Here is a 19709-nt window from a genome sequence, read left to right as displayed (position 1 = left end):
CGCAGCGTGCCAAACGCGCCTGCGGAAAAAACAGCCCGCATTTCGGGCAGTTTACGCGGGGATTCCAGAGGCTTCGGGACAATGAGGCAGTCTTGCTGCCTTTAAAATGTGCAGATTGCATAAAAAATGGACGCATCCGCCTGCTTGGCGTGGCGGATCATGCGGCACCGGCTGCGGTTGCGCGCGGGTCGCGCTTGGGGTGACACTGCCCTGCGGATCCGGATCGTGCTTCCTCGGCCGCCGGTGGCGGGCGGGTCCGGAGGGGCGGATCGGACGTGCAGGATGGCAGGAGAAAGAGATGCGTGTTTCAGCCCTCGATCACATCGTGTTGACCGTGACCGATCTCGACGCGACGGTCGCCTTTTACAGTCGCGTTCTCGGGATGGAGGAGGTCGTTTTCGGCGGCGGGCGCCGGGCGTTGCGTTTCGGTGCCCAGAAGATAAGCCTGCACGAGGCGGGCGCGGAAGTGTCGCCCGCGGCGCGTGTCCCCACGCCCGGGGCGGCGGATCTGTGTTTTCTCGTCGAGGCGCTCGATGCGGTGATCGCCCGCCTCGATCTGGCGGGTGTCCCGATTGAGGAGGGGCCGGTGTCGCGGACCGGCGCCTGGTCGCCGCTTCGCTCTGTCTATATCCGCGATCCCGACGGCAATCTCATCGAGTTGTCCGAGCCGCAGGAAGTCGTTCTCGCGGGCGGAACCGGGGACGCGGCGTGAGCGAGCTTCTGACGCCTGCCGAGATGGGACGAGCCGACGGGCTGGCGATCGACGGCGGGATTGCCGGGATCGACCTTATGACCACAGCCGGACGGGCGGTCGCCGACACGGCTTGCCGGATGGCGCGCCATGACACGCCGGTGCTGGTGCTTGCCGGTCCCGGCAACAACGGTGGCGACGGGTTTGTCGCGGCGCGCTTTCTGCGCCGGAGGGGATACCGGGTCGAGGTGCTGCTTTCGGGAGCGCGCGACAAGATCTCGGGCGATGCGCGGCTTGCGCTGGAGGCCATGGAAGCCGGCGGGGTGCGCGCTGCGGTGCTGGAAGAGGATGCCCTGGCGACGGCGCTTGCCGAGGCCGGATTGGTGATCGATGCCCTCTTCGGTGCCGGTCTCGCCCGACCGCTCGGCGGCGCGGTAGCGTCTGCCGTCGCGCGCATCAACGAAAGCCGCGTGCCCGTACTTGCGGTCGACCTTCCCTCCGGCCTCAACGGGGCGAACGGTCAGGCCATGGGGTGTGCGGTCGAGGCGACGCGCACGATCACTTTCTTTCGGCCGAAACCCGGGCATGTGCTTTTGCCCGGTCGTGAGCTTTGCGGGTCGGTCGAGGTGGTGGATATCGGTATCGCCGGGGAGGTGCTGACGCAGATCGGCGTCACGGCCTGGCGCAACGGACCGGACCTGTGGTTGCCTGCCTGTCCTGCGCCCGGCCTTTCCGGGCACAAATACACGCGCGGTCACGCGCTGGTCGTGTCGGGGCCCGCGCTGTCCACCGGCGCGGCGCGCCTTGCCGCGGGCGCGGCGCTGCGCGCGGGCGCCGGTCTGGTCAGTGTCGCGACGCCGCCATCGGCCGCCCTGGTCAATGCCATGCATCTGACCGCGGTGATGCTGACGTCGTTCAAGGGCGCGGCAGGGCTTGCACAGATCCTTGAGGATCCGCGGTTTTCCGCCGTCGCCATCGGCCCCGGTGCCGGGATTGGCGACGCCACGCGCGCGCTCGTCGGGGCCTGCCTTTCAAGCGGGGCCGATGTCGTGCTCGACGCCGATGCGCTGACCAGTTTTTCGAGCGACCGGGAGGCACTCTTCGCGCAGATTTCCGCGCGCGGAGGGGCGGAGGGGAAAAGGCCTCCCGCCACCGTCCTGACCCCGCATGACGGCGAGTTCGCGCGGCTTTTTCCCGATCTCCGGTCCGGCGAGGTTCCGTCCAAGCTGGAGCGGGCGCGCAGGGCCGCCAGCCGCAGCGGCGCCGTTGTCGTCCTCAAGGGGGCCGATACGGTGATCGCCGCGCCCGACGGACGGGCGGCGATCAACGACAACGCACCGCCCTGGCTGGCAACAGCCGGCTCCGGCGATGTACTGACCGGGATCGCGGCCGGATTGCTGGCCCGCGGCATGCCCGCCTTCGAGGCGGCGGCAATGGCTGTCTGGGTCCACGGGGCGGCCGGGCAGTCGTGCGGCGCCGCCATGACCGCGGAGGATCTTGAGCCGGCTCTTCGTGGCGTCCTTGCGGATCCGGCGCTTCGGCCTGCGGAAAACGGGTCCGGGCGGGCGGTTTGAAATCGCCTGTGGCAAGGCGGGCGGGCACCCCGGTTTTTCCTTTGACCCGCTCAATCGGGGTGCTATAGAGGCCGCGCCTCGGTTTTAGGCGCCTTTTGCACGTCGCGGGCGTGGTGGAACTGGTAGACACGCCAGATTTAGGTTCTGGTGGCGCAAGCCGTGGGGGTTCAAGTCCCTCCGCCCGCACCACGTCGAGCCTGAACCCGAAGCAAACCCGAAACAGGGCAACATTTTCGAACGAGCTGTCGGAAAGACGTTCTCTATCAAGGACGAAGCACACGACCATGCAGGTAACCGAAACGCTGGCCGAGGGGCTGAAACGCGAACTGAAAGTCGTCATTCCGGCGTCTGAGCTTGCAAGCCGCCTCGATACATATCTCGAAGATCTCAAGGGCAAGGTCCGCATCAACGGCTTCCGGCCGGGCAAGGTGCCGATGGGCCACATGAAGCGGATGTACGGCCGTCAGGCCACCGCCGAGATCCTCAATGAAATGATCACCGAGACCACCCGCAAGGCGGTCGAGGATCGCAATGAGAAGCCGGCTTTGCAGCCCGAAATCGATTTGCCGGGAGACGATGCGGAGGCGATCCTCTCGGGATCGTCCGACATCGCCTACACGATGAGCTACGACATCCTGCCGGAATTCGAGATCATCGACTTCAAGACGCTCGAGCTCGAGCGTCCGATCGTCGAGATCGAAGAGGCGGAAGTCGACGAGCAGATCAAGCAGATCGCGGAAAACAACAAGCCCTTCGAGACGAAGGACGGTGCCGCGGCCGATGGCGACCGGGTTGTGATGAGCTACCTCGGCAAGCTCGACGGCGAGCCCTTCGAGGGCGGTGCCGACGAGAACGGCCAGCTGGTCATCGGCTCGAACCAGTTCATCCCCGGCTTCGAGGAGCAGCTCGTCGGCCTGAAGGCCGGCGACGAAAAGACCATCGAGGTCAGCTTCCCCGAGGACTATCCCGCCAAGCATCTCGCCGGCAAGCCGGTGACCTTCGACATCGTCGTCAAGGAAGTCCAGGCGCCGGGCGAGATGAAGATCGACGACGAGTTCGCCAAGGGGCTGGGTCTTGAAGGGCTGGACAAGCTCAAGGAGATCATCCGCGGCCAGATCGAGAGCCAGTACGGCGCGATGACCCGTCAAAAGGTCAAGCGTCAGCTGCTCGACAAGCTCGACGAGATCTACACCTTCGATCTGCCCGAGCGGCTGGTCCTGTCCGAGTTCGACGGCGTGTGGCGCCAGGTCGAGGCGGACATGCAGCGCGAAGGCAAGTCCTTCGAGGACGAGGGCGCCTCGGAAGAGGAAAGCCGCGCGGAATACCGCAAGATCGCGGAGCGTCGCGTGCGTCTCGGTCTGGTGCTGTCGGAAGTGGGCGACCGCAACGAGGTGAAGGTGAGCGACGACGAGGTCCAGAAGGCCCTCTACGAGCGCGTTCGCCAGTTCCCGGGCCAGGAAAAGGAAGTCTTCGAATATTATCGGAGCAATCCGCAGGCCCTCGCCAGCATCCAGGCGCCGATCTATGAAGAGAAGGTCGTCGACTATATCCTCGAGCTCGCCCAGGTCACCGACAAGACGGTGACCAAGGACGAGCTGATGGCCGAGGACGAGGACGACGCCGCGGCGTAAATCCCGCGGGCCTTACGACAAGGCCGTTCCGCTCCGCCCGTGCTGGCGGGGCGGACCGGTCAGGCAAGGGCAGAGACGTTCTTAACCCTTGTCGGTGTCTCATCAGCACCTATCTTTCGGATCAAGGCGACATCCCTTATGAATGGGTGTCGCTTTTTTCGACTCAGACCGAGACCGAGAGCGCACCGCCCGTCGCACACCGGCCACGGGGTTCGAAGGTACAAGGCACACGGTGCCGGCACCGACGGACAGGGGCGCTCCGCCAAAGCATGGACGAGGCATGAAGGATCCTATCGATTTCGCCGTGAACTCTCTTGTCCCGATGGTTGTCGAGCAGACGAATCGGGGCGAACGCGCGTTCGATATCTACTCGCGGCTTTTGAAGGAGCGGATCATTTTCCTGACCGGTCCGGTCGAGGATCATCTGGCGACGCTGATTTGCGCCCAGCTCCTCTACCTGGAGGCGGAAAACCCGTCGAAGGAGATTTCGCTCTACATCAATTCGCCCGGCGGGCTCGTGACATCGGGGCTGGCCATCTACGACACGATGCAGTTCATCCGCCCCGAAGTGTCGACGCTGTGCATCGGCCAGGCTGCCTCCATGGGGTCGCTGCTGCTTGCCGCCGGCGCCAAGGACATGCGGTTTTCGCTGCCCAACGCGCGGGTCATGGTGCACCAGCCTTCCGGCGGTTTCCGTGGCCAGGCAGCGGACATCATGCTGCATGCCCAGGAAATCCTGAAGCTGAAGCAGCGATTGAACGAAATCTATGTCAAGCACACGGGGCAGTCGCTCGACGCGGTCGAGGCCGCGCTGGAGCGCGACAACTTCATGACGGCCGATATGGCGAAGTCCTTCGGCATCGTCGATGAAGTGATCACCGACCGCGCCAGCCTTGGCGGGGGCGGCGACGCCTCTAAGTAACCGGATTGATGCAGCCGCCCGGGCTGAATGCCCGGGCGCCGGGCAAAACCGGGTTCGTGCGTTTGCCTTAAACGAATGTTGATTTTTAAGGTGGAAGCATGGTGACATTCGGGATGGTTCGCGGGTTCGCCGACGGCCCGAAGCCCGGACGGGAAGACGCCGGGGCGCGTTTTCCTTTATAAGACAGACCGGAAGATCACCGGATCTTCCGAACCACGCGGGGTTTACCTGATGACCAAGGCCAGCGGCGGCGATTCGAAGAACACGCTTTATTGCTCCTTCTGCGGCAAAAGCCAGCATGAAGTGCGCAAGTTGATCGCCGGCCCGACCGTTTTTATCTGCGACGAATGCGTTGAGCTGTGCATGGACATCATTCGCGAGGAGAACAAGTCCTCGCTCGTGAAGTCGCGCGACGGCATCCCGACGCCGCAGGAAATCCGGTCTGTCCTCGACGACTATGTGATCGGCCAGGGACCTGCCAAGAAGGTGCTGTCGGTCGCGGTGCACAATCACTACAAGCGCCTGAACCATGCGTCCAAGAGCAACGATGTCGAACTCGCGAAGTCGAACATCCTGCTGGCCGGTCCGACCGGTTGCGGCAAGACGCTGCTCGCGCAGACGCTGGCGCGCATCCTCGATGTGCCCTTCACCATGGCCGATGCCACGACGCTTACCGAGGCCGGTTATGTCGGCGAGGATGTCGAGAACATCATTCTCAAGCTGCTCCAGTCGGCCGACTACAACGTCGAGCGCGCACAGCGCGGCATCGTCTACATCGACGAGGTCGACAAGATCAGCCGCAAGGCCGACAATCCCTCGATCACCCGCGATGTGTCGGGCGAGGGTGTGCAGCAGGCCTTGCTGAAGATCATGGAAGGTACGGTTGCCTCGGTTCCCCCGCAGGGCGGTCGCAAGCATCCCCAGCAGGAGTTCCTGCAGGTCGACACGACGAACATCCTGTTCATCTGCGGTGGCGCCTTTGCCGGGCTCGACAAGATCATTTCCGAGCGTGGCCGCAAGACCTCGATCGGCTTCAAGGCCAATGTCGAGGCCCCCGAGGACCGGCGCACGGGCGAATTGTTCGGCGAGCTGGAGCCTGAGGATCTGCTGAAGTTCGGCCTGATCCCGGAATTCGTCGGACGTCTTCCGGTGATCGCGACGCTTGGCGACCTCGACGAGGAAGCGCTGGTCAAGATCCTGACGGAGCCGAAGAATGCTCTGGTCAAGCAGTACCAGCGCCTGTTCGACATGGAAAACGTCGAGCTGACCTATCACGAGGAAGCGCTCAAGGCGATTGCCCGCAAGGCCATCGAGCGCAAGACCGGCGCGCGTGGCCTGCGCTCGATCATCGAGACGATCCTCCTCGACACGATGTACGAGCTTCCGGGCCTCAAGGGCGTCAAGGAAGTGGTCATTTCCGCCGAGGTCGTGACGGGCGAGGCACGTCCGCTCTACATCTACGAGGATCGCCAGGAAGAATCCGTTTCCAGCGCCTGAGTGGGCGGCGGCCGGTCCGGCCGCCCGCGAGCGTTTTGCAAAGAGGAGCCCCGGAACGCGTTTCCGGGGCTCCTTTGCGTATGGGGCGGACTGCGGACGCGCAAAGGCCGGAGAACGCTGCGTTCATCCGGTTCTGCGGCCGGCGGGGCCGGACAACGCCCCGTTTCGGGGATTTCCACCGAAGGATTGGGCAAACGGCGCGGTTTTTCGGCGAATCGGGCGGCTTTGCGCTTACTCTTGTTTACGACACACAGTGACCACACGCCTGCGCGCCTTGACACCGCGCAAGGGGGACTCCACCTAATGTGACAACAGGTGGCGTGGCATCGCCCGGCGTGCCCATGGCGGGGCGGCGGTCGATGGCCGGATCGGATCGGGGGCAGGGCCTTCGCGGTTCGACAACGCAGCCGGCAATGCGCCCGTCCGTGTCCGCAACCTTTGGGGGCGGCGGGTTCGCAAGGAAAGGAAAACCAATGACTGAGTTCGATGCGCGGCCCGAGGGCGAGGGAACGCTGTATCCGGTGCTTCCCCTTCGCGACATCGTCGTCTTCCCGCATATGATCGTGCCGCTTTTCGTCGGGCGCGAGAAGTCCATTCGTGCGCTGGAAGAGGTGATGGCCGCCGACAAGCAGATCCTGCTTGCCACTCAGGTGAATGCCTCAGACGACGATCCGTCGCCCTCCGACATCTACGAGATCGGCACGCTGGCAACCGTGCTCCAATTGCTCAAGCTGCCCGACAACACCGTGAAGGTGCTGGTCGAGGGCGGCGCGCGTGCGCGCATCTCCGAGTACACCGACCGCAGCGACCTCTTCGAGGCGCATGCTGTGGCGCTGCCGGAGGAAGAGGGCGACACTGTCGAGGTCGAGGCGCTCTCCCGCTCGGTGATCTCCGAGTTCGAGAATTACGTGAAGCTGAACAAGAAGGTCTCTCCGGAGGTGCTGGGCGCCGTCGGTCAGATCGAGGAATACTCAAAGCTTGCCGACACGATCGCGTCGCATCTCGCGGTGAAGATCCCGGAAAAGCAGGAAATCCTCGGCATCACCTCGGTCTCCGAACGGCTTGAGCGCGTGCTCGGCCTGATGGAGAGCGAGATTTCCGTTCTGCAGGTGGAAAAGCGCATCCGCTCGCGCGTCAAGCGCCAGATGGAGAAGACCCAGCGCGAGTACTATCTCAACGAGCAAATGAAGGCGATCCAGAAGGAACTCGGCGACGGCGAGGACGGCCGCGACGAGGTGGCCGAACTGGAAGAGCGCATCACCAAGACGAAGCTGTCCAAGGAGGCCCGCGAAAAGGCCACCGCGGAGATGCGCAAGCTCAAGCAGATGAGCCCGATGTCGGCCGAAGCGACGGTGGTGCGCAACTACCTCGACTGGCTGCTGGGCATTCCGTGGAGCAAGAAGGGCAAGGTCAAGCACGACCTGAAACATGCCCAGTCGGTGCTCGATTCCGACCACTATGGCCTGGAGAAGGTCAAGGAGCGGATCGTGGAGTATCTGGCCGTGCAGAAACGGGCGAACAAGCTGAAGGGACCGATCCTGTGTCTCGTCGGACCTCCCGGTGTCGGCAAGACCTCGCTCGGCAAGTCCATCGCCAAGTCGACAGGCCGTGAGTTCGTGCGGATGTCGCTCGGCGGCGTGCGTGACGAGGCCGAGATCCGCGGCCACCGCCGCACCTACATCGGCTCGATGCCCGGCAAGGTCATCCAGTCGATGAAGAAGGCGAAGAAGTCCAATCCGCTCTTCCTGCTCGACGAGATCGACAAGATGGGCATGGACTTCCGCGGCGATCCCTCCTCGGCGCTCCTGGAGGTGCTGGATCCGGAACAGAACTCGTCCTTCATGGATCACTATCTGGAGATCGAATACGACCTGTCGGACGTGATGTTCGTGACCACGGCGAACACGCTGAACATCCCCGCGCCGCTGATGGACCGGATGGAGATCATCAGGATCGCCGGCTACACCGAGGATGAAAAGGTCGAGATCGCCCGCCGTCACCTGCTGCCCAAGGCGGTCAAGGATCACGGTCTGCGGGACGGCGAGTTCGAGGTCGAGGACGCGGCGCTGCGGATGGTGATCCGGCGCTACACCCGCGAGGCGGGCGTGCGAAACCTCGAGCGCGAGCTGGCGACCCTGGCGCGCAAGGCGGTCAAGGAAATCCTGATGAGCGAGAAGTCGACCATCTTGGTCGACGAGGCGGGCGTGGAGGAACTCCTGGGCGTGCCGCGGTTCCGCTACGGCGAAGCCGAGCTTGAAGATCAGGTCGGCGTCGTGACCGGGCTGGCATGGACCGAGGTGGGCGGCGAGCTGCTGACCATCGAAGGCGCCATGATGCCGGGCAAGGGCAAGATGACCGTGACCGGCAACCTGCGCGACGTGATGAAGGAATCGATTTCCGCGGCCGCCTCCTATGTGCGGTCCCGGGCCGTCGATTTCGGCATCGAGCCGCCCTTGTTCGACAAGCGCGACATCCACGTCCACGTGCCGGAAGGCGCGACGCCGAAGGACGGTCCGTCTGCGGGCATCGCGATGGCCACCGCCGTTATCTCCGTGATGACGGGCATTCCGGTGCGCCGTCACGTCGCGATGACCGGCGAGATCACCTTGCGTGGCCGGATCCTGCCGATCGGCGGGTTGAAGGAAAAGCTGCTTGCGGCGCTGCGGGGCGGTATCACCACCGTCCTGATCCCGGAAGACAACGCCAAGGACCTCGCCGAGATCCCTGACAACGTCAAGAACGGCCTTGAGATCATCCCCGTGTCGCGCATGGAGGACGTCCTCAAGACCGCGCTGGAGCGCACGCCGGAACCCATCGAATGGGACGAGGCAGCGGCCGATGCGGCCCGCGAAGCGGTGCGCGCGGAGGCGGAGGCGGCCAAGCCGGTCGCCCATTAAGGTCACGGGTTATGCACAAAAAAGGGGTCCCGGCTCGCGCCGGGGCCCCTTTGTCGTATAAAAAGGGGACAAAATCGCGGATTTCTGCCCTTTTCGGCTTGCCTTGGGCCTGAAATCGCAAGAGTGTCCCTGCCGAAGCCTGTGACGAATCGACGGGCTGCTGTTTCCAGGAAAGGGACTGCCATGAACAAAAACGATCTGATCGCCGCTGTTGCCGAAAAGACCGGTCTCACCAAGGCGCAGGCCGGCGAAGCGGTCGATGCCGCGCTCGACGCCGTCACCACCACGCTGAAGAGCGGCGGCGAAGTCCGCATCATCGGCTTCGGCAATTTCTCGGTTTCCGAGCGCGCAGCCTCCGAAGGCCGCAACCCGCGCACGGGCGAGACCATTCAGATTCCGGCATCGAAGACGCCGAAGTTCAAGGCCGGCAAGGGCCTCAAGGACGCCGTCAACGTCTGAGGACGCGACGACGCAGAACTTGCGTGACGGCCCTGCGCGCGACAGCACGCGGGGCCGCTTCGCGTTTGGGCCTGGGCTGTCCGCTTCGACCTGCGACCCGGTGTTTGATGTTGCCCTTCCGGGTGGAGAAAACGCCCGAGGACGCCCCTGCGAGCCGGCTGGAGCGTTTCGGGCGGCTTGAGTGGACCGGCGCTTCCAGGATGTCTTGACGCCGGCGCCAGGGCGGCGGCCGCTGTCTCCCGCCCGTTGGCATGGGACAAGCTGCAAGAGCCTGTTGAATTTCCCGGCGCGCCGGCTTAAGAGAATTCCAGACTCGACTGCACGGCCTCCTGAGGGGGCGCATTCGAGCTTCTTGCGCGTCAAGGCCTACGTTGCCTTGTTTCGGCATGGGCCCTGTACAGGGTGGGCCGTGTTTCGCGTCGGGCGGTTAGCTCAGTTGGTAGAGCGCCTCGTTTACACCGAGGATGTCGGGAGTTCGAGTCTCTCACCGCCCACCATTTTCCGTCCCCGATGCGATTCAACATGGCCGGTCCTTGCAAGGCCCGATGAGCCTGGCGCGGCCGCGTCGCTCGGTCGCCGTTTCCTTCCGGTCGCTTTGTCGCTTCAAGTCGTCGTTTTCTTTTCGCGAAAACGCTGCGGGCGCGGCGCGCGGTGTTGGGTATGTAAAAGCTCCGGGGTGCGTCACTTTCGCCGCTGTTTGCTTTTCGGTGGGGGCGGGTCAGCCCGCCGGACTTATTGCTTTTCTTTAAATTTTCGGGTCGTCGAGGTTGCAACGTTCACGCGTCGGAAGCCTAACCTCGTCTGTATGGGGCCTATGTCAGAACAAAATCAATTCCTTCCCTAGGGTAATTTGAGGTTGTGTCGCAAGTGATTGAAAATAATCCGCGTTTAGGTGTTGCTTAAGATTTTTGGCCAATTATTCGACTCGTCTCGCAACTGCGCGAGGCCGTCGGGGCATCGGGCACTTCAACCTTTCATGAATTGATCCTTCCCAGCGTTTCCGTTTTATCGCCCTTCATCGCTCTTGCGAGCGACCGGGGCATGAAGCGTTCTTGTCTCGACGGGTTTTCCTGCCTCTGCGGACCGTGTCGGTCCGTACGCCAATACAGGTTCCGCGTCGATGACCCGTCTTGCCTCTGTTTCGTCGGTTTGCCCGCCCCGCGATCGCGTTTCGTTCCGCCCCCTGGCCTTGCCGCTCGCCGTGGCGCTTTTGTCGGCGACGGCTCTGACGCCGGCGGAAGCCGGGTGTAGCATCGACAACAAGGTGGAGACCTGCAGCGGGGAAATGAACGGGGCCATCGTCCACGACCAGAACGGCGTACACACGCTGACGCTCAAGGGGCTGACGAACGACCTCAATGCCTATGAGAGCCCGGACGCCGGCAAGCAGGACGGTCCGGCCATGTATCTTCGGGATCCCGGCGGCACGACGGACGCTCCCGATGACTGGTCGGGCTCCAACCGCAACGGTCAGTCGGGTGTCGATGGAGACGCGGGCGCGACTATCGATGCCACGGTCAGTCTCGACAGCGGGTTCGGCTTTGTGGGTACCAGCGGCGTCGTCATCGAAACGACCGGCTGGGAGGGAAGCTACGGCCACGAGGCCAAGCACACCGACAAGCACGCGACCGGCGGGCGCGGCGGCGATGGCGGTGAGGGCGGGACTGTTTCTTTCATCGCGCAGTCTGATTCTGGCGGAAAGACGCCATCGGCAATCCAGGCAAACGGAACCCAAAGCTCATCCGCCTCGGTTCAGGACGCGGTGCGCGGCATTCAGTTGATGACCACCGGCGGGGCCGGCGGCAATGGCGGCTGGGCGGAATCCAAGGGCGGCCTCAAGGATGCCGAGGGCGGCGTCGGTGGCACGGGCGGCAATGGCGGGGCAGCGACGCTCAGCCTGAAGGATGGTCACTATCTCACCTACAATTCCGACGGTACGGCCCTTGGCGGCGTCGGTATTCATGTGTCGTCGCAGGGCGGCAGGGGTGGCGGTGCCGGCTACGGCGAAGTCGACGGCTGGGATGCCGACAGCGCCTATGGCGGCAATGGCGGCGACGGCGGCAATGGCGGCACGGTGAATGTCTCGGCAAGTTCCGCGCTCAGCACCATCGTGACCACCGGTCCTGTCGGGATTTACATCACCAGCATCGGTGGCGGTGGCGGCGACGGCGGCGACGGCAAGGGCGGTCACGATTACGCCGGCGACGGCGGGGACGCCGGGAACGGCGGCAGTGTTACGGCCGACCTCAAGGTCGATGTGACGACCAAGGGCGACGGGTCCGGACCGGCGATTTACCTGAAAAGCGCTGGCGGCCAGGCCGGCGACAGCGGTGGCGATCACGGCGGCATCAAGAACCACTCGGGAAATCCGGGTGAGCCCGGCGAGGCGGGAACGGTCGACCTGACCCTGACCGGATCCACCGTGAACACCTCCGCCGAAGGTGCGGACGGCGTTCTCCTGCAGAGCGTCGGCGGCATGGGCGGCAACGGCGGCGATGTGTCCGGCGTCTTTTCCTATGGCAGCAAGGGCGGCAGCGGCGGCGCCGGCGGCAAGGTGACGGCAACCGTCACCTCGACGGACGTCACGACGAAGGGCGATCACGCCAGCGCGTTTCATGCCCAGTCGATCGGCGGCGGTGGCGGCAAGGCGGGCAAGACGTCCGGCCTGTCGGCCCTTGCGGCGGAAGCGGGCGCCGGCGGTGTCGGCGGAACCGTGAACGTCAGCCTTGCGGGCAGCACATTCGCGACCGAGGGCGTCAACGCGACGGCGATCAAGGTCCAGTCGATCGGCGGCGGCGGCGGCAGCTCGGGTGCGTCGGACGGCTTTTATGCGGTCGGCGGCAATGCCGGCCTCGGCGGCAAGGCCGGGACCGCGACGCTGACGGTCGACGGTGTGACGGCAACCACAAAGGGCGACGCTTCGGTCGGCATCCTGGTGGAAAGCATCGGTGCGGGCGGTGGCGATGCCTATTCGCCGAGCGGTGCCTTCGCCTACGGTCAGGACGGCGGCGGCGGCGGCAATGGCGACACGGTCACCTTCACCAGCAAGGGCAAGGGCGTTTCGGTCACCACCGAAGGCGATCACGCCGACGGCATCATGCTCCAGTCACTCGGCGGCGGTGGCGGCAAGGGCGCGAGTTCCTTCGAGGCGATCGCACTGCTCCAGCCGCTGGTCGGGACCAGCGGCGGCGGTGGCGGGTCGGGTGGCGACGTGACGTTCACCGGCTCCGACAAGGACGTGATCAAGACCTCCGGCGACCATTCGCGCGGATTCTTTGCCCAGTCGGTTGGTGGCGGCGGCGGTGCGGGCGGAAACACGGTCGAGATCAATGTCGGCCTGATGTTCAATCCGCAAACGGGTTCGCAGGGTAGCGACAAGGAGCATCACGGCGGCACGGTCTCCGGCACCATTGGCGGAACAATCGAGACGGACGGGCACAATTCGGCCGGCGCGTTCGTCCAGTCGGTTGGCGGCGGTGGCGGGTCTGCCGGCAACAGCGTGCAGGTCGGGGTCGCGATCGAGTTCAACCACGACATGGGCGCGGATGGCGACAAGGGCGGAACCGGCGGCACCGTCGACTTCACCAGCAATGCGGCGATTACCACCAAGGGGCACGATTCCGATGGCATACTCGCGCAATCGGTTGGCGGCGGCGGCGGTCATTCCAGCAATGTGTTCGACAGCAATCTCGCTGGTCTCAACCTGAGCCAGTTCGTCGGAAATCAGGGCGCGCAGGGCGGGGCCGGCGGCGATGGCGGCAAGGTGACGGTTGTCTCCAATGGAACCATCGCGACCGGCGGGCATATGTCGCTTGGCATTCTCGCGCAGTCGGTTGGCGGTGGCGGCGGCAAGGCCGGATCGACGATCAACGCCGATGTGGGGCTTTCGGCCGGTGCCGTGACGCTTGGTCAGTCCGGCGGCGACGGCGGCGTCAGCGGCGACGTGAGCGTCACAAGCAAGGCCAAGATCTGGACCAAGGGCGCATCCGCGACCGGCATTCTGGCGCAAAGCGTTGCCGGCGGCGGCGGTGTCGCCAACACCACGGTCAACGGCGACCTCGGCATCAGCATGGATTACACACATGGCGGCAACGGCGGACAGGGCGGCGATGCCGGCAACGTTTCTGTCGAGAACGACGCAGAGGTCCAGACCGACGGCGACGGATCGGTCGCGATCTTCGCGCAATCGCTCGGAGGCGGCGGCGGCAACGGCGCGGTGACGGCTTCGGGCGCGGTCAGTGTCGTTGACGTCAATATCGGCGTTGGCGGCAACGGCGGCGAAGGCGGCACCGGCGGGACGGTCAACGTCAGCAACGCGGGCAAGCTGACGACCAAGGGCGATCATTCCTCCGCCGTCCTGGCTCAAAGCGTCGGCGGCTCCGGCGGCAACGCCGGCATGCTGGCGATGGGGTCGGCCACGGCGGGTGAGATCTCCGGCTCGGTCAATGTCGGGGTTGGCGGCGACGGTGGCGACGGCGGTATCGCCGATGCCGTCAAGATCGACAATTCCGCTGCGATCGAAACCTCCGGCTACATGTCCTTCGGTCTTGCCGCACAGTCGGTGGGCGGGGACGGCGGCATGGGCGGTGCTGTCTATGCCGGCACCTTCAATGCCTCGATGGACGGTGGCGCAACTGTTGCCGTGACCGTTGGCGGCAGCGGTGGCGGCGGCAGCAAGGCCGGCGCGGTCACAATCAACAACAACGGCGCGATCACGACGAGCGGCCACTATGCCGATGCGATCTTTGCCCAGTCCGTTGGCGGCAACGGCGGTGCGGGCGGCGTAAGCTATGCCGGCACCCTGGACGTCAGCACCGGAAGTTCCTTTGAATCGAGCGTTCAGGTCGGCGGCAACGGCGGCTCGGGCGCGCTCGCTTCCGACGTCAAGGTCACCAACACGAAGGCCCTTGCGACCACCGGCGGCAACGCGCACGGCATTTTCGCGCAGTCGGTTGGTGGCGATGGCGGCGATGGCGGTTCGGGTATCGGCTTCTTTGGCGATTTTGAACGCCAAAAAGAAAACTACCTCAAGGTCACCGCCAACGCGCAGGTTGGCGGCGGCGGCGGCTCTGGCAACCATGCCGGCAAGGTCACGGTCGACAACAGCGGTGACATCTCCACAGCGCAGGACACCTCCTATGGTGTCTATGCCCAGTCGGTCGGTGGCGGCGGCGGCGACGGCGGCAATGCCGGCGCCTATTCCATCGGCTATACCCTGGCACCCAAGAACGAGGAGGGCGAAAGCGCTGAATCCAAGGGCGTCAGCCTGTCCTTCACCATGGGCGGCAGCGGTGGCGGTGGCGGCCACGGCGACACCGTCGATGTCACCAATCACAAGCAGACGACCATCACCACGTCGGGCAAGGCCTCCTATGCGATCTTCGCCCAGTCCGTCGGTGGCTCCGGCGGCACCGGCGGCAATGGCGAACCGGGTCTGGAGGGCTGGCTGGCCGATGTCTACGAGATCTACGAAAAGCTGAACACGGCAAAGGAAATCTACGAACAGTTCAAGGAGTTCCCGGAGAGCCTCTACGAGGGGTTCTCGGTCGATGTCGGCGGCGGAGCCGGCGAGGCCAGCGATGGCGGTGCCGTGACGGTGACGAACGACGGCTACCTCACCACGTCCGGCGATTCCGCGACCGCGATCTATGCCCAGTCGGTCGGCGGCGGGGGCGGCACGGGCGGCGACGGCTCGCAAGGGTTGATCACGTCGCTGTCGGTTGCCGGCAGCTCCGGCGGCGGCGGCCACGGTGGCACGATCAACGTGTCGAACTCCGGCACGATCACGACCGACGGCGATGGCGCGATGGGCATTCTGGCGCAGTCGCAGGGCGGCGGCGGCGGTGCGGCCGGCGATATCGAGACCACCATCGTTCACGAGATCGACGATCTCTGGGAAACGCTCGGCGCCCAGGTCTTCAGCGTGGCGGACGGCGGCAAGGGTGGCGACGGCGGCGACGTCTCCGTCTCTTCGAAAGGCACCATCCTCACCAATGGCGCGAACGCCCACGGCATCTTCGCCTATTCGGTCGGCGGCGGCGGTGGTGCCGAGGGCGAGCTGGAGGCCGGCGACGGCAGCGGGTCCATCGGCAGCGAAGGGCGCGACGGTCTCGGCGGTGAAGTCTCGGTGAACGTGCTTGGCCTGGTCGACGTGACCGGCGACGGATCCGTCGGCGTCTACGCCCAAAGCGTATCGGGCGGCGGCGAGAGCTACTCCAAGGGCGTCGACATCACGGTCGACGGAACCGTGCGGGCGGAAGGTGCAAAGGGGCGTGCAATCCTGGCGCAGGCGTCCAGCTTCCACGAACACGATCCGGACGGGAACAATCACAGCGAGGGCGTGGTCGCGATCTCGATCGGCCCGAGAGGCCTGGTCGAGACCACATCGAGCGATGCCTATGAAACAATCGCCGTCATGGGTGGTCGATCCGTGTCGAATTCCGAAGGTGATCTCATCGTCACCAACCAGATCACCAACGGCGGAACGTTGCGCAGTGCGGATCTCGATTCGGTCGTGGTGCGCAACGACCAGAAAGCCTCGCTCAAAATCGTCAACAACGGAGGAAAGCTGACCGGCTCGCTCGACCTGAATGACGCGAACAAGCAGGCCTTCTACAACATCGAGTCCGGCGTGACCGAACTGGGCACAAGCTTCAACATGGGCATCCATGCCGACAGCCTGTTCGCGAACTCCGCCGTCCTGACAGCCGGCGAGTGGGGCAAGGTTCATACCTCCACGATCACGACGGGCAGATTCACCAGCAGCGATCTCCTGATCGTGGACGCAGCCCAGGCAACCGACGGGACGATCACGAACGACCTCATCATTGTCGATGTCCACGGCAAGGACGACGTCATCGAACTTGGCGGCACCGTCGAAACCCAGTGGTCGAAGTCGACGACGCTGACTTCCGGTGACACCGGTAGCCTGAAGTTCTTCACATCGGCGAACGGCGAGACTATCGACTGGTCGGATGCGCAAGTCCGGAGCAACGGCGTGATCGCCTATACGCTAGACGGCAGTGACGACGAGGTGTTTCTGGACTACAGCGTCGACTATCAGGGCGGCGCATCGGGTATGGGGCGCAATGCCGCGAACACCGCGCAGTACTTTGAAAACGCGATGAACCAGATCAAGACCGCCGGGATGACCGACGACACATCCGGTGGCGTGCGGGAGTTCGGCTCGACGCTGCTCAATTCCGGGAACACGGCCGAGACGGAACGCCATTTCAATTCGCTGTCCCCTGAAGAAAGCCTGAACGGCGCGATGAAGGCCGTTGCCGCGTCCCAGGCGCTGCACGGGCTGCTGCAAAGTTGTCCGACGCTCGATCCCGGCATGGGCGATGCGTTCTTCCGCCAGCGCGAGTGCGTGTGGGTGCAGGCGATCGGCAATCGCCATCACCAAAGCGCAACGTCAACCACGGATTCCTTCCTCGAAGTGACGACCGGCGTCGCCGGTGCCTTCCAGAAGGAAGTCTTCGACAGCACCTTCGTCGAGGTCGGCGGTCAGCTCGAATACCTCGACGTGACGAGCGGCACCTATTCGCAGTCCGGCAGCCGCTTCAGCGCCGGTGTCGCGCTCAAGCACGAAGTGGGGATGTTCACCTTCTCCACCACGGTTGGCGGTGGCGTCTACGATCTCGACCAGAACCGGCGCTATGCGATCGGTGGCACGGGTCACACTGCCTCGGCCAACATCAAGGGCCGGTTCCTGACGGCCGAAGGGCGCGTGTCGGCGGTGTTTGAGCGTCATGGCTTCTACGCCAAGCCCGCTGTCGCCCTGTCTGTCACGCGCTTGTGGCAGGATGCGTTCAGGGAAACCGGCTCGGGTCCGCTCAACTGGAATGTTCGTGGTGTGTCCAAGACCTCGGTCGCGGCAGCGCCCATCCTCGAGATCGGACATGCGTTCGATCTCCAGGACCGTCCGACCGTCGTCTTCCTGCGCGGCGGGATCACGGCCCAGCTCACCGATCCGAGCGTGTCGACCACGGCGGTGCTTGCCGGCGCGGATGCCTCCTTCGGATCGCTCTCCAGCGTTTCGAGTTCCGACCGTGTACGTGCCGATTTCGCGGCCGGCTTCGACATGGACGTCAGCGAGCGTTTCTCGGTTTCGCTGCTCGGACAGGCGGGCTTCAGTGAGAACACGACCGACCTTGGCGGCTATGCCCGGATGAAGCTTCGCTTCTGAGGCGGATGGATGCGCAGACACGGCCCGTGGCTCTCAAGTCGCGGGCCGTTTGTGTGTCCGCAATGCCGTTTGATTGCGCGTCTCAGGGGGCGACGCCGCAGGCGCGGGCGGAGGCCGCAAGGGGGAAACCGCACACAGGAGCGAGCGGCAGGGCCGAGACGGCGGTATCATCGGGGGGAGGAGAGAAAACGCCCGCCGGGGGTTAAGTCATCTGGGGTGGAAACGATGACTTGTGCCGCGGCGGGCGCTCGGGAGTTTTTGTTTCCGCGATTTTGATCGATGGGGCATCGCGGTTTTGTGACCGGCTTGCGGGCTTCGGGCTGACCCTCCGAAGCGTTGCGTGCCAGGCTTGTTCTCATGTATCCAAGAAGCGTGCCACTTTTGGTAAGTGCTTAAATTGCGTGTTTTCTGCGTTGGCGTCCGAAAATGGCCTGCCTGCCTATCGCATTTTGCAAATGGCACTTTTGTCCATCGATTTTGTCTTTGCGAAAAGCGAATCCGGGCTTTCGAATTTGCAAACGTATGCAATTCCGGAAGGAACCGTTCCATACGGATGCAATCGCGGATCCGGGTTCTCGTGCCGATGTTCGGGGAGGCAGGGCGCTGCAGGCTGTGCGCGGCCGGCCTCGGCGCGGGGCGCGCTAGTCCTGGTGGGGGCGCCGGAACGCTCCCTCATCCGCGGCCCTTGCGGGGGCAGGACGCGGCGGGTCTCCGCCGCGTCCGAAGGTGAAAGAGCCGTCCGGCTCTCGCGATCAGTTCTTCGCCGCTTCCACGAGCTGGATCGACACGGCGTTCAGCGCGGCGATCTTCGCGTCGCCGGATCCGTCCGCGTAGGCCGCGTCGAGCGTCGCGATCATGCCCCTGAAGTTGTCGAGGAGCGCGTCGGCGGCATCGACCGGCAGCGGCTGGTCGTCATAGGCTTCGACCACGCCCTGGGCCGCGAACATGATCAGCGTGAGGGCGGCGGCATTGTCCGGCTCGCTGGAGATGCGCGCCCGCGCGGCCTTTGCGCAGGCATTGTAGGCGCGCACCCCGTGACCACCATCGACAACGATCTCGACGAGACTTTCAAACATTTCCAACTCCGATCCTATTAACTGGACAGTTCGGCAATGCCGCCGTGGTTGGCCGACCACTCCAGCGGATTGTGCAAGAAGTTCTCCACTTCCCTGAGAACGTCGGGCGACAGGTGCTTCTGCTTCTTGCAGACGTCGAGGATGTCCCACCACGTCGCAAGATAGTGCAGGCGCATGCCGGCCGCCTCCAGCCGTTCGGGCGTGCCCGGGAAGACGTCGTAGTAGAAGACCGAAAACGTGTCGGTCGCCTTCGATCCGGCCTTCTCGATGGCTTCGGCGAATTTGACCTTGCTGCCGCCGTCGGTGATCAGGTCCTCGACCAGAAGGACACGCGAGCCTTCCTTGAGATAGCCCTCGATCTGGGCATCGCGGCCGAAGCCCTTGGGCTTCTTGCGCACATATTGCATCGGCAGGCCGAGGCGCTCCGACAGCCAGGCGGCGAAGGGAATTCCGGCCGTTTCCCCGCCGGCGACGGAATCGAATTGTTCGAAGCCTGCGTCCCGCAGGATCGTGCCGGCCGCGAAATCCATGACCGCGGAGCGGATGCGGGGGAAGGAAATCAGCTTGCGACAATCGATGTAGACCGGGCTCGCGAGGCCGGAGGTAAAGGTGAACGGCTGATCGGCGCGGAAATGGACGGCTTCGATTTCGAGCAGCATTTTGGCGACCAACTCGGAAACGAGGGCCTTGTCGGGGAAGGTGTTGGGGAACATGGGCTGGGTCCTGTGCTGCGAGCGGATTCTTCGCTAGGTGCTTTACTGAATCTGGACC

The 19709-nt window shown here is 64.5% G+C and carries 10 protein-coding genes and 2 tRNA genes; 10 read left to right on the top strand and 2 right to left on the bottom strand.

Annotated features, from left to right (window positions below; genetic code table 11):
• The first annotated feature begins 298 nt into the window (after positions 1 to 298).
• The 10 genes from G572_RS22390 to G572_RS0103880 all read left to right on the top strand — a co-directional run bounded on the left by G572_RS22390 (position 299) and on the right by G572_RS0103880 (position 17862).
• On the top strand, positions 299 to 712 hold the full coding sequence (locus tag G572_RS22390; RefSeq protein WP_037545254.1) for a VOC family protein: 414 nt from the start codon (positions 299 to 301) through the stop codon (positions 710 to 712).
• 23 nt (positions 713 to 735) lie between these two features.
• Entirely contained in the window at positions 736 to 2265 is a 1530-nt protein-coding gene (locus tag G572_RS0103920) for a bifunctional ADP-dependent NAD(P)H-hydrate dehydratase/NAD(P)H-hydrate epimerase (protein ID WP_051241657.1), read from the top strand.
• Between the two features lie 104 nt (positions 2266 to 2369).
• A tRNA-Leu gene (locus tag G572_RS0103915) sits at positions 2370 to 2454 on the top strand.
• Between the two features lie 95 nt (positions 2455 to 2549).
• Positions 2550 to 3896 carry a trigger factor gene (gene tig / locus G572_RS0103910; RefSeq protein WP_029057360.1) on the top strand — a complete coding sequence of 449 codons (1347 nt, stop codon included), beginning with the start codon at positions 2550 to 2552 and terminating at the stop codon, positions 3894 to 3896.
• A 280-nt stretch (positions 3897 to 4176) separates the two neighbouring features.
• Positions 4177 to 4818, top strand: coding sequence for an ATP-dependent Clp protease proteolytic subunit (locus G572_RS0103905; protein WP_029057359.1), 642 nt, complete (start codon positions 4177 to 4179; stop codon positions 4816 to 4818).
• Positions 4819 to 5049: 231 nt separating this feature from the next.
• Positions 5050 to 6315 carry an ATP-dependent Clp protease ATP-binding subunit ClpX gene (gene clpX / locus G572_RS0103900; RefSeq protein ID WP_029057358.1) on the top strand — a complete coding sequence of 422 codons (1266 nt, stop codon included), beginning with the start codon at positions 5050 to 5052 and terminating at the stop codon, positions 6313 to 6315.
• A 473-nt stretch (positions 6316 to 6788) separates the two neighbouring features.
• On the top strand, positions 6789 to 9212 hold the full coding sequence (gene lon, locus G572_RS0103895; protein WP_029057357.1) for an endopeptidase La: 2424 nt from the start codon (positions 6789 to 6791) through the stop codon (positions 9210 to 9212).
• A 141-nt stretch (positions 9213 to 9353) separates the two neighbouring features.
• A complete protein-coding gene (locus G572_RS0103890; protein WP_224805286.1) occupies positions 9354 to 9671 on the top strand; it encodes an HU family DNA-binding protein in 318 nt (105 codons plus the stop codon).
• 421 nt (positions 9672 to 10092) lie between these two features.
• Positions 10093 to 10168: transfer RNA gene (locus tag G572_RS0103885), tRNA-Val, on the top strand.
• Positions 10169 to 10791: 623 nt separating this feature from the next.
• On the top strand, positions 10792 to 17862 hold the full coding sequence (locus G572_RS0103880; protein ID WP_029057355.1) for an autotransporter outer membrane beta-barrel domain-containing protein: 7071 nt from the start codon (positions 10792 to 10794) through the stop codon (positions 17860 to 17862).
• Between the two features lie 752 nt (positions 17863 to 18614).
• Here the strand turns inward: G572_RS0103880 and G572_RS0103875 are convergent.
• Positions 18615 to 18938 (bottom strand): hypothetical protein, encoded by a 324-nt coding sequence (locus G572_RS0103875; RefSeq protein WP_029057354.1) that lies wholly within the window; start codon positions 18936 to 18938, stop codon positions 18615 to 18617.
• A gap of 17 nt (positions 18939 to 18955) precedes the next feature.
• Positions 18956 to 19651, bottom strand: coding sequence for an orotate phosphoribosyltransferase (locus G572_RS0103870; RefSeq protein WP_029057353.1), 696 nt, complete (start codon positions 19649 to 19651; stop codon positions 18956 to 18958).
• Positions 19652 to 19709: the final 58 nt, after the last annotated feature.

The organism is Stappia stellulata DSM 5886 (assembly GCF_000423705.1).
Classification (GTDB): Bacteria; Pseudomonadota; Alphaproteobacteria; order Rhizobiales; family Stappiaceae; genus Stappia; species Stappia stellulata.
The sequence above is the reverse complement of the archived record's forward strand: the minus strand, read 5'-3'. Positions and strand labels throughout refer to the sequence as shown.

Excerpts from the sequence above, each read along its gene's own strand:
- G572_RS22390 (WP_037545254.1), top strand. The coding sequence starts at position 299 with ATGCGTGTTTCAGCCCTCGATCACATCGTGTTGACCGTGACCGATCTC.
- G572_RS0103920 (WP_051241657.1), top strand. The coding sequence starts at position 736 with ATGGGACGAGCCGACGGGCTGGCGATCGACGGCGGGATTGCCGGGATC.
- tig (WP_029057360.1), top strand. The coding sequence starts at position 2,550 with ATGCAGGTAACCGAAACGCTGGCCGAGGGGCTGAAACGCGAACTGAAA.
- G572_RS0103905 (WP_029057359.1), top strand. The coding sequence starts at position 4,177 with ATGAAGGATCCTATCGATTTCGCCGTGAACTCTCTTGTCCCGATGGTT.
- clpX (WP_029057358.1), top strand. The coding sequence starts at position 5,050 with ATGACCAAGGCCAGCGGCGGCGATTCGAAGAACACGCTTTATTGCTCC.
- lon (WP_029057357.1), top strand. The coding sequence starts at position 6,789 with ATGACTGAGTTCGATGCGCGGCCCGAGGGCGAGGGAACGCTGTATCCG.
- G572_RS0103880 (WP_029057355.1), top strand. The coding sequence starts at position 10,792 with ATGACCCGTCTTGCCTCTGTTTCGTCGGTTTGCCCGCCCCGCGATCGC.
- G572_RS0103875 (WP_029057354.1), bottom strand. The coding sequence starts at position 18,938 with ATGTTTGAAAGTCTCGTCGAGATCGTTGTCGATGGTGGTCACGGGGTG.
- G572_RS0103870 (WP_029057353.1), bottom strand. The coding sequence starts at position 19,651 with ATGTTCCCCAACACCTTCCCCGACAAGGCCCTCGTTTCCGAGTTGGTC.